The sequence below is a fragment of the Escherichia sp. WS568 genome, assembly GCF_046486085.1.
Classification (GTDB): Bacteria; Pseudomonadota; Gammaproteobacteria; order Enterobacterales; family Enterobacteriaceae; genus Escherichia; species Escherichia coli.
The window spans coordinates 220,276-232,830 of sequence record NZ_JBJQMC010000005.1 but is presented as its reverse complement, the minus strand read 5'-3'; the positions used below and the strand labels follow the sequence as shown (position 1 = coordinate 232,830).

Annotated in this window: 11 protein-coding genes; 3 read left to right on the top strand and 8 right to left on the bottom strand. The window is 50.3% G+C overall.

The genetic code is table 11. From position 1 onward, the window contains the following. The first annotated feature begins 103 nt into the window (after positions 1-103). Entirely contained in the window at positions 104-1,387 is a 1,284-nt protein-coding gene (locus tag ACJHWR_RS08170; RefSeq protein ID WP_001091559.1) for a putative acyl-CoA thioester hydrolase, read from the top strand. A gap of 70 nt (positions 1,388-1,457) precedes the next feature. Here the strand turns inward: ACJHWR_RS08170 and ACJHWR_RS08165 are convergent, their stop codons facing one another. The 3 genes from ACJHWR_RS08165 to ACJHWR_RS08155 form a co-directional block, all read right to left on the bottom strand. Then, positions 1,458-3,719 carry a hydratase gene (locus tag ACJHWR_RS08165; RefSeq protein WP_000593889.1) on the bottom strand — a complete coding sequence of 754 codons (2,262 nt, stop codon included), beginning with the start codon at positions 3,717-3,719 and terminating at the stop codon, positions 1,458-1,460. A gap of 182 nt (positions 3,720-3,901) precedes the next feature. Next, positions 3,902-5,335, bottom strand: a complete 1,434-nt coding sequence (locus tag ACJHWR_RS08160; RefSeq protein ID WP_001036491.1) for an anion permease — start codon at positions 5,333-5,335, stop codon at positions 3,902-3,904. A 75-nt stretch (positions 5,336-5,410) separates the two neighbouring features. Then, entirely contained in the window at positions 5,411-6,463 is a 1,053-nt protein-coding gene (locus tag ACJHWR_RS08155) for a 4-oxalomesaconate tautomerase (protein ID WP_000723627.1), read from the bottom strand. A gap of 183 nt (positions 6,464-6,646) precedes the next feature. Between ACJHWR_RS08155 and ACJHWR_RS08150 the strand changes: the two genes are divergently transcribed. After that, positions 6,647-7,600: a LysR family transcriptional regulator gene (locus tag ACJHWR_RS08150; RefSeq protein ID WP_000679971.1), complete on the top strand. Its 954-nt coding sequence runs from the start codon at positions 6,647-6,649 to the stop codon at positions 7,598-7,600. A 40-nt stretch (positions 7,601-7,640) separates the two neighbouring features. Here the strand turns inward: ACJHWR_RS08150 and pgl are convergent, their stop codons facing one another. Beyond that, positions 7,641-8,636, bottom strand: a complete 996-nt coding sequence (pgl, locus tag ACJHWR_RS08145; RefSeq protein WP_000815439.1) for a 6-phosphogluconolactonase — start codon at positions 8,634-8,636, stop codon at positions 7,641-7,643. A 154-nt stretch (positions 8,637-8,790) separates the two neighbouring features. Here pgl and ybhA point away from each other — a divergent pair, with 154 nt between their 5' ends. Further along, positions 8,791-9,609, top strand: a complete 819-nt coding sequence (gene ybhA, locus ACJHWR_RS08140; RefSeq protein ID WP_012311842.1) for a bifunctional pyridoxal phosphate/fructose-1,6-bisphosphate phosphatase — start codon at positions 8,791-8,793, stop codon at positions 9,607-9,609. Here ybhA and modC read toward each other — a convergent pair whose 3' ends face one another. From modC to acrZ, 4 genes are all read right to left on the bottom strand, one after another. Next, entirely contained in the window at positions 9,610-10,668 is a 1,059-nt protein-coding gene (gene modC / locus ACJHWR_RS08135; RefSeq protein WP_000891660.1) for a molybdenum ABC transporter ATP-binding protein ModC, read from the bottom strand. Between the two features lie 2 nt (positions 10,669-10,670). Next, positions 10,671-11,360: a molybdate ABC transporter permease subunit gene (modB, locus tag ACJHWR_RS08130; protein WP_000604037.1), complete on the bottom strand. Its 690-nt coding sequence runs from the start codon at positions 11,358-11,360 to the stop codon at positions 10,671-10,673. Then, on the bottom strand, positions 11,360-12,133 hold the full coding sequence (modA, locus tag ACJHWR_RS08125) for a molybdate ABC transporter substrate-binding protein (protein ID WP_000113014.1): 774 nt from the start codon (positions 12,131-12,133) through the stop codon (positions 11,360-11,362). Before modA ends, modB begins: the two co-directional genes overlap by 1 nt. Before the next feature lie 166 nt (positions 12,134-12,299). Continuing rightward, positions 12,300-12,449 carry a multidrug efflux pump accessory protein AcrZ gene (acrZ, locus tag ACJHWR_RS08120; RefSeq protein WP_000891515.1) on the bottom strand — a complete coding sequence of 50 codons (150 nt, stop codon included), beginning with the start codon at positions 12,447-12,449 and terminating at the stop codon, positions 12,300-12,302. Positions 12,450-12,555 lie beyond the last annotated feature (106 nt).

Here is a 12,555-nt window from a genome sequence, read left to right as displayed (position 1 = left end):
AAAAACAACTTTTTGTCTTTTTACCTTCCCGTTTCGCTCAAGTTAGTATAAAAAAGCAGGCTTCAACGGATTCATTTTTCTATTTCATAGCCCGGAGCAACCTGTGAACACATTTTCAGTTTCCCGTCTGGCGCTGGCATTGGCTTTTGGCGTGACGCTGACCGCCTGTAGCTCAACACCGCCCGATCAACGTCCTTCTGATCAAACCGCGCCAGGTACCTCTTCTCGCCCGATTCTGTCGGCAAAAGAAGCGCAGAATTTCGATGCTCAACACTATTTTGCATCCCTGACACCAGGTGCTGCAGCGTGGAATCCTTCCCCGATTACCCTGCCTGCACAACCTGACTTTGTTGTCGGCCCGGCGGGTACTCAAGGTGTAACGCATACCACGATTCAGGCGGCGGTAGATGCGGCAATTATCAAGCGTACCAACAAGCGCCAGTATATTGCCGTGATGCCTGGTGAGTATCAGGGAACGGTGTATGTCCCTGCCGCTCCGGGTGGAATTACTCTGTACGGTACAGGTGAAAAACCGATTGATGTGAAGATTGGGCTTTCCCTTGATGGTGGCATGAGCCCTGCCGACTGGCGTCACGACGTCAACCCGCGCGGCAAATATATGCCAGGTAAACCGGCGTGGTATATGTACGATAGCTGCCAGAGTAAACGCAGCGACAGTATCGGTGTTCTCTGCTCTGCGGTCTTCTGGTCACAAAACAATGGCCTGCAACTGCAAAACCTGACCATCGAAAACACGCTGGGCGATAGCGTAGATGCGGGTAACCATCCGGCGGTGGCACTGCGTACTGATGGCGACAAAGTGCAGATCAATAACGTCAACATTCTCGGTCGTCAGAACACCTTCTTTGTCACCAACAGCGGTGTGCAGAACCGTCTGGAAACCAACCGTCAGCCGCGTACGCTGGTGACCAACAGCTATATTGAAGGGGATGTGGATATCGTTTCTGGTCGCGGCGCAGTGGTGTTCGATAACACCGAATTCCGCGTGGTGAACTCCCGTACCCAGCAAGAAGCGTATGTGTTTGCACCGGCTACGCTGTCCAACATTTACTACGGTTTCCTCGCCGTAAACAGCCGTTTCAATGCTTCCGGTGATGGCGTGGCGCAACTGGGCCGCTCGCTGGATGTTGATGCCAATACCAACGGTCAGGTAGTGATCCGTGATAGCGCCATCAACGAAGGTTTTAACACGGCGAAACCGTGGGCCGATGCGGTGATTTCCAATCGTCCGTTTGCGGGTAATACTGGCAACGTTGATGATAACGACGAAGTACAGCGCAATCTGAATGACACTAACTACAACCGCATGTGGGAATACAATAACCGCGGCGTGGGTAGCAAAGTGGTTGCAGAGGCGAAGAAGTAAAAAAAGAAAACCCGATAGTCTGAACCATCGGGTTAATGAAACTGGGCGCTATATTTCATAGCGCCTTTTTTTACATCTGACGGTTTTTATTGAAGTTAATCAAACTACCCGCCTTGATAATCTCGCGCTCTTCGGCCGTCAGGCTTTCCATGTAAAGCGTAATTTCCGTTACCGGCGCATCTTCATGGATCACATAACCTTTAAACGTCGTACCCGGATTATCCAGTGCCGCTTTAATGCCAGGGATGTAAATGTAATCCCCCACTTCAAAGGTTGGCGCTTCCGCCATCTGCAGCGGTAACATCCCCCAGTTGATGACGTTAGAACGATAGCGTTTAGTCGCGTACTCCTCGGCAATATTCGCCAGACCGCCAATCACACGCTGACAACTCGCCGCCTGTTCACGCGCAGAACCATCGCCTGGTTTCACCGCATAGACCATACTGCCAATTTCAGTTTGCAGCGGATCAATATGCTCCTGACCAGCAATCTGCTTAATGCGCGCAAACACCTCTGTCAGCTCGCTGACATTTCCCGCCAGACGCTGATTTTCCAGCTCGGCAGTCGCTTTACTTCTGCCAACATAACCTGGATCGCGGCGTGACAGAGTAAACTCCGCCAGACCAATCGGATTTGAACGATATGAAGAGGTTTCACCGGAAGGAATCAGTTCGTCGGTGGTGGTCACTTCGTCGAGGATCTTCGAGCACACTTTGAGGACGATATTGTCAGTCAGCGCACCCAATTCTGGCCAGTCTTTAATGTTCGGTCCGTAAATCAGCGGTTGCTGGGTCGCCCCTTTCACAAAGCCCTGATAAACACGGTTTTTATACGGCGTTACATCGAAGGCGTACTCCGGCACGTTGTCCCAGCAATCCAGCTCGCTGGCAGAGGTTAAATAGCCACCGTTTGCCGCAGTCGCAGCGATAGAACGAGCGTCCATCAACGCCACCGCTGACATCTGCCCATTAGCTGGCTTAGAGCCTTCGCGGTTCGGGAAGTTACGCGTGGTGTGGCGAATACTCAAACCGTTATTGATTGGTGTATCGCCCGCGCCAAAGCATGGGCCGCAGAACGCGGTTCTGATGATTGCGCCTGCGCCAATCAAATCTGCTACCACACCTTTTTTGGCGAGATCCATAAACACGGGCTGTGATGACGGGTAAACCGCTAACGAGAAGGTGTCATTGCCACAGGATTGACCGCGCAGTGCATTCGCCGCCGCGATGACGTTTTCGTAGTTACCGCCAGAACAGCCCGCGATAATCCCCTGCTGCACTTTCAGGCGACCGTTTTCGACTTTATCCAGCAGCGAGAGTTTGGCTTTACCGTGCGCCACGCGCTCGGACTCAATTTCAATCTCACGCAGAATGTCGGTCAGGTTCTGGTTCAGCGTGTCGATTTCATACACGTTGCTCGGGTGAAACGGCAGCGCAATCATTGGTTTGATGGCGCTTAAATCAACGCTGATGCAGCCATCGTAGTACGCCATCGGTTGAGGGTTAAGCTGGCAGTAATCCTGGCCGCGACCGTGCAGCGCCAGCCAGTTATGGACTTCTTCATCGGTTTGCCAGACAGAACTTAAACAGGTCGTTTCAGTGGTCATCACGTCAACGCTGTTACGGAAATCGGTAGAGAGCGCAGCAACACCGGGACCTACGAATTCCATCACTTTGTTTTTGACGTAGCCGTTTTTGAACACGGCACCGATGATAGCCAGCGCAACATCCTGTGGCCCCACATACGGCGCAGGTTTTCCGGTCAAATGCACCGCAACAACTCCCGGATAGTCGATATCCCAGGTGTCATTAAGCAGCTGTTTTACCAACTCACCGCCACCCTCACCGACTGCCATTGTCCCTAATGCACCGTAACGGGTATGGCTGTCTGACCCGAGAATCATTTTGCCGCCGCCCGCCATCATTTCACGCATATATTGATGGATGACCGCAATATGCGGTGGCACAAAAATACCGCCATAACGTTGCGCTGCCGATAAGCCAAAAATATGGTCATCGCCATTAATAGTACCGCCGACGGCGCAGAGTGAGTTATGGCAGTTGGTCAGCACATACGGCAGCGGGAAACGTTCCATACCGGACGCTTTAGCGGTCTGTACAATACCAACAAAGGTAATATCGTGAGAGGCTAATGAATCAAACTTAATTTTAAGTTTATCCATATTACCAGACGTATTATGAGAAGAGAGAATAGACCAGGCAATAGTGCCTTTTTTGGCTTCTTCTTTTTTAATTTCACCGGTGAAATGTTCTTCGGCAATTATTTCGTTATTACTGGCGAGAAACACGCCTTTTTCAGATAACTTGATCATCAAATGCTCCAGATATCTGCGCACCGTGAAGTGCGCAGAAAGATAATAAATGGATATACTCTAAATAATTCGAGTTGCAGGAAGGCGACAAGCGAGTGAATCCCCAGGAGCTTACATAAGTAAGTGACTGGGGTGAGCGAACGCAGACGCAGCACATGCAACTTGAAGTATGACGAGTATATTTACAGCATGTTCCAGCCGATCAGCATATTCCACCACCACACGCCGAGGGTGATATGCACCAGGAAGGTTAATATCGTCAGTACCGCACCGACCAACCACCAGGATTTAATATCGTTGTAACCCACGCCAAAGATGACCGGACCTGCCGCGCCGCCATAGTGAGTAACCATGCCGCCATAGGAGTTAGAGAACAACAGTGCCAGCGCGGTTAACATTAACGGCGCGCCGGAGACGTTCGCCAGCATGGCAAATACCGGTAACATGGCAACGATATAGGCACTACCGGAAGCGAAGAAATAACGCACGATGATGCTGAGGAAAATAATAACGAAGAAAGCAACGTTACCGTGACCATCAAATGCCAGGTTATTTTTAAAGACTTCAGCTAACCATTCGAAGAATTTAACTTTCGATAATAAGGAGCTTAAGCCGATAATACCGCCGTACCAGATTAAGGTATTCCAGCCGCCTTTATTTTTAACCACGTCTTCCCAGGTAACGATACCCAGCAGCAGCATAGTCGCCATAACAACGATTGCCACGGTGGATTCATCAACCCCCAGTGACTTACTGAAAATCCAGCCCAGCAGCGCCAGCACGAAGACACCGAGCAGCATTTTTTCGCGGATTTTCATCGGTCCCAGTTCGGCAAGGCCCGCTTTGGCGATGGTTTTGTTATCCACCTTCTTAATTTCTGGCGGATACATGGTGTAAATCACCAGCGGGGTGACCAGCAGCATAATGATGCCAGGCAATCCGGCGGCTAGCGCCCATCCACCCCAGCTAATTTGCAGGTGCAGAATGTCGTTGATCATTTTCAGCGCCAGAATGTTCCCCGCCATTGCGGTAAAGAACATATAGCTGGTGGTTTTGGTGACCATGTAAATGGACATCATCAGGTAATGTCCAACACGACGCGGACTTTTTTCCGGTTCTGATCCCAAAGCCACTGCCACGCTGTTGATGATCGGTAACACGATGCCGCCCGCACGCGCGGTGTTAGACGGTGTTGCCGGAGCCAGTACCAGATCGAGAAATACCGTAACGTAACCCAGACCCAGGGTAGTGCTACCAATTTTACCAATCAGCAGATAGGCAATACGTTTACCTAAGCCTGTGGTTACAAACGCGGCGCTTAAAGTAAACGCAGAAAACACCAGCCAGGTGGTACCGGAAGAGTAACCGCTTAATACAGCGGTGGTTTTAAATTCCCCACCTGATAAGTTACCCACCACTACCATCGATGCGGCGACGGCAATTAACAGTACGACAGGTTCCGGGAAAGGCTTGATAACCAGCCCCACAATGGCCGCCAGGTAAATACCAAAAAGCACCCACGCCAGTTCGCTTAATCCTGCTGGAGCTGGCATAAAGCCAATAATACATGGGATTGCTAATATCAGAATTAGCTTCCATAACGATTTCTTATTCATTTAATATCCTGTTCTTTCTGTATGACTCATACAGAATTCCTTTATTGATTGTCATTATCACGACAACAAAATTTTTCAGGGAAGATAAACTTCACCGGAAAATATTTTTCTGGTCGTCCGAATAACAGATGCGCGTAACGTCGTGGCATCCTGACCTTCATTACTTAAATGAACGTCGAGCGCACCACTGGGGTGTTCAATATTGATATTGCCGTATCCTACAGAAGGGACGATTTGTCGGGTGACGGTGCCTTCCAATGCACAACTACTGGAAATAGCAATAGCACCGGTTATCGCCAAAGCGCGATGGCAAGAATGCGGCATAAAATAACGCACATTAATTGCCCCGCCTTTCTGCGCTGGAGAAATAAGTACAGGTTTAGGGATAACCATATTACTGACATCGCCTAAGCCCATTGCTTTACCCGCTTGTAGACGGATAGATTCAATGCGGGCTAATAATGCTTTGTCGGCATCCAGCTCTGCCGGTAATTCATAGCCTGTTTTTCCCAGATATTCAGCAGGAATAATGACAATTGGCATCGCCATATCGATACAGGTCACCGGGACATCGTCAAAATAATCAATCTGATTATCTGTCGGGAAGACTTTTCCGGTTTTCGTTCCGGCGGCATTCAGGAAAGTGAGCGCAACCGGTGCGGCAGTACCCGGTACGCCGTCAATTCTGGCGCTACCCTCGTACTCGACAACACCATTTGGCGTTTGCACATCAGCTTCGATGAACGTACCCGTATTGACGTTGCGGATACGTACGCGGGTAACTGGCGAAGTCGCTGCAATCAAACCATTTTCAATGGCGAATGCCCCAACGCCAGACAGCATATTGCCGCAGTTAGGCGTGGTATCGACACGTTGCTCATGGACGATAACTTGAGCAAACAGATAATCGACATCTGCATGCGGATCGCTGGAGCGGCTAATAATGGCGACTTTACTGGTCAGCGGATTACCGCCGCCAATACCGTCAATTTCCAGATCGTTACCGGAACCCATAATTGCCATCAATATTTTATCGCGCTGCGTTTGATCTTCGGGTAGATGTTCCGCTAACAGGAACGCGCCCCTCGAGGTTCCACCTCGCATCATCACGCAGGGTATTTTTTTCATAATAATGCCCTCAATTTAAAAACATAACTTATTGCGATATGGTTACATTAAGGGCAAAGCATCTCTAATGACTTTAGCTCAACGATTAATAACATTTTTTCATTAATTTAAGTTGGTTAAATGCAGTTAAAATTTTTAACGGTCAGCCACCCAAAATCGACGCTTCCATTTTCCGGAGTAATAATGAAGCATGAATTATCAAGTATGAAGGCATTTGTCATACTGGCAGAGTCCAGTTCATTTAACAATGCCGCTAAATTACTCAATATTACGCAACCTGCATTAACGCGAAGAATAAAAAAGATGGAGGAAGATTTACATATCCAACTATTTGAGCGTACAACTCGCAAGGTTACGTTAACAAAAGCAGGAAAAAGATTGCTCCCGGAGGCGCGGGAATTAATAAAGAAATTCGATGAAACGATTTTTAATATTCGTGATATGAATGCTTATCATCGTGGTATGGTGACATTAGCGTGTATTCCGACCGCAGTATTTTATTTTTTACCGCTGGCAATCGGTAAATTTAATGAGCTGTATCCCAATATTAAAGTGCGGATTCTGGAACAAGGCACGAATAATTGCATGGAATCGGTGCTGTGTAACGAATCAGACTTTGGCATAAACATGAACAACGTCACAAATTCATCCATCGATTTTACCCCACTGGTCAACGAGCCGTTCGTGCTGGCCTGTCGGCGTGACCATCCATTGGCCAAAAAGCAGCTTGTAGAATGGCAGGAGTTAGTGGGTTACAAAATGATTGGCGTACGCTCCTCCAGCGGCAACCGACTGTTGATAGAACAACAGCTAGCCGACAAGCCCTGGAAGCTGGACTGGTTTTACGAAGTGCGTCATCTTTCGACGTCATTAGGACTGGTGGAGGCAGGACTGGGGATTTCGGCGCTTCCAGGCCTGGCAATGCCCCATGCGCCCTATTCTTCGATTATTGGTATCCCACTGGTGGAACCCGTTATACGTCGGACATTGGGGATTATTCGCCGCAAAGATGCCGTGCTTTCTCCGGCAGCTGAACGCTTTTTTGCCTTGCTGATTAATTTGTGGACTGACGATAAAGACAATTTGTGGACCAATATCGTCGAACGCCAGAGACATGCGTTACAGGAGATAGGTTAATACACCGGCGCAGGAGAGACTGCGCCGGGTAAATCAGCGGTTAGTGCGCGTTAACCACCACCCACATTGGTCCCTGCCCGACCGCATAGCGGCCTTTTTCATGCAGTAGCCCCTGCTCGCCAACAATTTCGTATACCGAGATGTGGTGAGATTTTTGCCCGGCGGCAATCAAATACTTGCCGCTGTGATCAACATTGAAGCCGCGCGGCTGGGTTTCCGTTGGCTGGAAGCCTTCTTTACTCAACACGCTGCCATCTTCCGAAACGCTGAAAACGGTAATCAGGCTGGCGGTACGGTCGCAGGCGTATAAATGACGACCATCCGGGGTGATATGAATATCAGCCGCCCAACGGGTGTCGGAGAAGTTTTCCGGCATCATATCCAGCGTCTGGACACATTCGATATTGCCGTGCGGATCTTTCAGTTCCCAGACATCCACTGAGCTGTTTAACTCATTGACGCAATACGCATATTGTTCGTTTGGATGGAATACCATATGACGCGGGCCGGCCCCTTCAACGGTAGTCACTTCCGCAGGGTCCTGCGCCACCAGATGACCATCCTCGCTGACAGTAAACAGGCAAATGCGATCCTGCTTTAATGCCGGAACCCACAGCGTACGGTTGTCCGGTGAGATATTGGCGGAATGGCAACCGTCCAGCCCCTCGACCACATCGACGACGCCCACTGGCAGGCCATCTTCCAGACGCGTTACGCTCACGTTACCCGCATTGTAAGAACCGACAAAGACAAACTGCCCCTGGTGATCGGTGGAAATATGCGTCGGACTACCCGGCAGCGCAGACTCTGCGGCAAAGGTCAGCGCGCCATCGTCCGGGGCGATACGATACGCCAGGACGCGAAACTCAGGGCGAACACCAACATAGAGATAGCGTTTGTCCGGGCTGACCACCATCGGCTGCACCTGCCCCGGCACATCGACAACCTGTGTCAGCGTCAGTGCGCCTTCATGATTCAGGTTCCAGACGTGAATTTGCTGGCTCTCAGGGCTGGCGATATAAACTGTTTGCTTCATGAATGCTCCTTTGCATTTAGCAACTGACTGTAACAGCTAAAATTAGTCGCTTTTGGCGGTGAATGCTGAATTAAAACGCAGAATTTTGTCCGATAGTGGTATCGGTGTACCATTCGCGCAGACGAAAATTCTTAACCTTAATCTGGAATACGCCATGACCACACGCGTGATTGCTCTCGACTTAGACGGCACCTTATTGACCCCGAAAAAGACCCTGCTTCCTTCATCGATAGAAGCCCTGGCCCGTGCTCGCGAAGCAGGCTATCGATTAATCATCGTCACAGGTCGCCATCACGTCGCTATTCATCCTTTTTATCAGGCGCTGGCGCTGGATACACCTGCTATTTGCTGTAATGGCACCTATTTGTATGATTATCATGCAAAAACCGTGCTGGAAGCGGACCCAATGCCCGTTAATAAAGCCCTGCAACTCATTGAGATGCTGAATGAACACCACATTCACGGTCTGATGTATGTCGATGATGCAATGGTCTATGAGCACCCGACCGGGCATGTCATTCGCACGTCTAACTGGGCGCAAACCCTGCCGCCGGAACAGCGTCCGACTTTCACACAAGTCGCTTCTCTGGCTGAAACGGCGCAACAAGTTAACGCCGTATGGAAGTTCGCCCTGACGCACGACGACCTGCCGCAATTGCAGCATTTTGGTAAGCATGTCGAACATGAACTGGGACTGGAGTGTGAATGGTCCTGGCACGATCAGGTTGATATTGCACGCGGCGGCAACAGCAAAGGTAAACGTTTGACGAAATGGGTTGAGGCGCAAGGCTGGTCGATGGAAAACGTCGTGGCGTTCGGCGATAACTTCAATGATATTAGTATGCTGGAAGCCGCTGGTACAGGCGTGGCGATGGGCAACGCCGATGACGCAGTAAAAGCGCGCGCCAACATTGTGATTGGTGAGAACACCACCGACAGCATTGCCCAGTTCATTTATAGCCACCTGATTTAATCAGGCGGTTATCGACACACTTTTAATTTGCGCGTACAGCCACAGGCCTGGTTTGATCGCCAGTTCATCCCTGGCCCACGGGCTGATACGCGCCCACAGCGTTTTACCGCCGACTTCCAGCTCCACTTCCACCTGGCCGTTGTCGTCATAACTATTAACAACTTTTGCCCGCAATACGTTACGAATGCTGGTTTGCTGCGGCGGTTGTAAAACCAGAGAAACATCGGAAGCCTGAATGCGGATACGTAGCGCAGCTTGCAGCGGTTCGTCCAGCTTATTGACCCACAAATGCTGATCGCCCAGCGCCAGCGCGGTCATCGCGTAATGCGGATGATGCTCAAGCACCGTCACTTTCAGAATGCTACTTTGTTGCTCTTTCGGCAGCCACGGATTCATCACGCTACTGCCCCACACTTCTTCCAGCGCGCCAAAGGCTTTCACCTGACCGTTTTCCAGTACCATCACTCTGTCTGCCAGATGGAGGATCTCATCCAGCGAATGGCTGACATACAACATCGGAATGTTGATTTCCCGCGTCAGACGTTGCAGATAAGGCAACAGTTCGCGTTTACGCGGAATATCCAGTGACGCCAGCGGTTCATCCAGCAACAGCAATTCCGGTGCTGTCAGCAAAGCCCGACCAATCGCCACGCGCTGTTTTTCGCCTCCGGACAGGCTGCCTGGTAAACGATCAAGCAACGGTTCAATGCCTAAAAGCGCCACCAGCTTATCGAACTGATCGACCATGCTTTTCGCCATGCCGTAGCGCAGATTGCCACGCACTTTGTAATGCGGGAACAGCCGCGCATCCTGAAACACATAGCCTACGCGACGCTTTTCTGGCGTCAGGCAGATACCTTTATCGGCGTCATTTAGTACCCGACCATTGAGGACAATCCGCCCTTTTTGCGGGCGCGTCAGCCCACTGATGGCGTTAATCAGCGAGGTTTTTCCGGCACCAGAGACACCAAAAATAGCGGTGATGCCATTGGCGGGCAGCGTTTCATTAATCGTCAGGCAATGGTTGCCCAACGTCTGGGAAAAATTCAGTTCCAGCATGATTAGCGCCCCGCCCGTTCACGGCTGATTCTGGCCAGCCATTCTGAAATCAACAGGGAGATCATCGCCAGCGCAATAGAAATAATACACAGTCTCGCCGCGCCACTTTCCCCACCTGGGGTCTGGATCAGGGTATACATAGCAGAAGGAATGGTTCGCGTTTCACCAGGAATGTTCGACACAAAGGTGATGGTTGCGCCAAATTCACCGAGCGAACGAGCGAATGCCAGTACCGTACCAACAATAATTCCCGGCAACGTCAGCGGTAAGGTAATAGTGAAGAAGACACGCCAGCGCCCGGCACCCAACGTTCTTGCGGCCTGCTCCAGTTTGATATCAACACCTTCCAGCGCCAGACGAATCGCCCGCACCATCAGCGGAAAAGACATGACAGCGGCAGCGAGAACCGCACCACGCCAGCTAAACGCGAAAGAAAGACCAAACCAGTCATACAGACGTTCACCGATAAATCCGCGCCGTCCCATCGAAACTAATAATAGGTAACCGACGACCACGGGCGGTAACACCAGCGGTAGATGCAGTACGCTGTCGAGCAGAGCTTTGCCCGGAAACGTGCAACGCACCAGTAACCAGGCAAAAAAGATCCCAAACGGCAGGCTAAACAGCACAGCCAGGGAAGAAACTTTCAGGCTTAGTAAAACCGCCTGCCATTCTGGATCGGTCAGTATCATTACTTGGTTGTAAATCCGTAACGTTTAAAGATTTCCGCTGCCTGCGGTCCCTTCAGATAATCATAAAATGCTTTCACTGTCGCATTGTTATGCCCTTCCACAACAGCAACCGGATATTCCACTTTTTTATGTGAATCTTCCGGGAAGGTGGCAACCACTTTTACCCCTTTGCTGGCAACTGCGTCAGAACCGTAAACAATACCCAGCGGCGCTTCATTGCGTTCGACCAACGCCAGCGCGCCACGAACATCTTCCGCCGGAGCCAGTTTCGGGGAGAGCGTATCCCATGCGCCCAGTTTTTGCAGTGCTTCTTTCGCATAAATGCCAGCAGGGACATGTTCCGGATCACCAACCGCGAGGCGACCGCCATTCAGCAGCGAAGTCCAGTTGGTTTTGCTGTCGATGGTGAAATCTTTCTGCTCGCTGGCTTTCGGTGCTACAACGACCAGGCTATTGCCGAGCAGTGTCTGGCGCGAAGCCGTATCGATCGCTTTTTTATCAACCGCATAATCCATCCATTTCTGATCGGCAGAAATAAACAGATCCGCAGGCGCACCCGCTTCAATCTGACGGGCCAAAGTAGATGACGAAGCGAAAGAAGAAACCACATCCACGCCTTTCTCTTTTTTATACTGCGTAGCAATGTCCTGCATTGCGTTAGTCAGTGATGCGGCGGCGAACACCGTGATTTTCCCTTCATCTGCCAGTGCATTGCCAGCAACAGCGAAAGAGAGCGCCGCCCCGGTAAACAAGTTCAACCATTTACGAGCCATTGGTAACCCCTTAATCTAACGTTATGTAGGCGTCAATATAACGGCAAGTTCGGAATTTTCCCAGCAGTTATTGCTAACCTTTGTGAGGTAGATGAGAAAAAATATCGGCAGGAAAAGCAGGAAGTTGAGAAAAAGAAAATGCCCGACTAAGCGGGCATTCAGGGAATCAATGATTTTGTCCGGGCTGGTCTTTTTTACCAACACCAGAAAAGATGTTGAATACTTCACCAAGACCGTAAATCAGACCCAGGATGATGGCCATCACGACAGGTACCATGATTACGGCGAATACCAGACTTTTTAATAACTCTAACATGGTCAACTCCAGATATAGTCATGAGACTATTCTAACCGCTAAGCACAGAAAAGCACTCCCCTTTTGTGCGGTCAGCTTTGCGTGGCGTTCGTTTTCCGTCACAATA

Excerpts from the sequence above, each read along its gene's own strand:
- ACJHWR_RS08165 (WP_000593889.1), bottom strand. The coding sequence starts at position 3,719 with ATGATCAAGTTATCTGAAAAAGGCGTGTTTCTCGCCAGTAATAACGAA.
- ACJHWR_RS08160 (WP_001036491.1), bottom strand. The coding sequence starts at position 5,335 with ATGAATAAGAAATCGTTATGGAAGCTAATTCTGATATTAGCAATCCCA.
- ACJHWR_RS08155 (WP_000723627.1), bottom strand. The coding sequence starts at position 6,463 with ATGAAAAAAATACCCTGCGTGATGATGCGAGGTGGAACCTCGAGGGGC.
- ACJHWR_RS08150 (WP_000679971.1), top strand. The coding sequence starts at position 6,647 with ATGAAGCATGAATTATCAAGTATGAAGGCATTTGTCATACTGGCAGAG.
- pgl (WP_000815439.1), bottom strand. The coding sequence starts at position 8,636 with ATGAAGCAAACAGTTTATATCGCCAGCCCTGAGAGCCAGCAAATTCAC.
- ybhA (WP_012311842.1), top strand. The coding sequence starts at position 8,791 with ATGACCACACGCGTGATTGCTCTCGACTTAGACGGCACCTTATTGACC.
- modC (WP_000891660.1), bottom strand. The coding sequence starts at position 10,668 with ATGCTGGAACTGAATTTTTCCCAGACGTTGGGCAACCATTGCCTGACG.
- modB (WP_000604037.1), bottom strand. The coding sequence starts at position 11,360 with ATGATACTGACCGATCCAGAATGGCAGGCGGTTTTACTAAGCCTGAAA.
- modA (WP_000113014.1), bottom strand. The coding sequence starts at position 12,133 with ATGGCTCGTAAATGGTTGAACTTGTTTACCGGGGCGGCGCTCTCTTTC.
- acrZ (WP_000891515.1), bottom strand. The coding sequence starts at position 12,449 with ATGTTAGAGTTATTAAAAAGTCTGGTATTCGCCGTAATCATGGTACCT.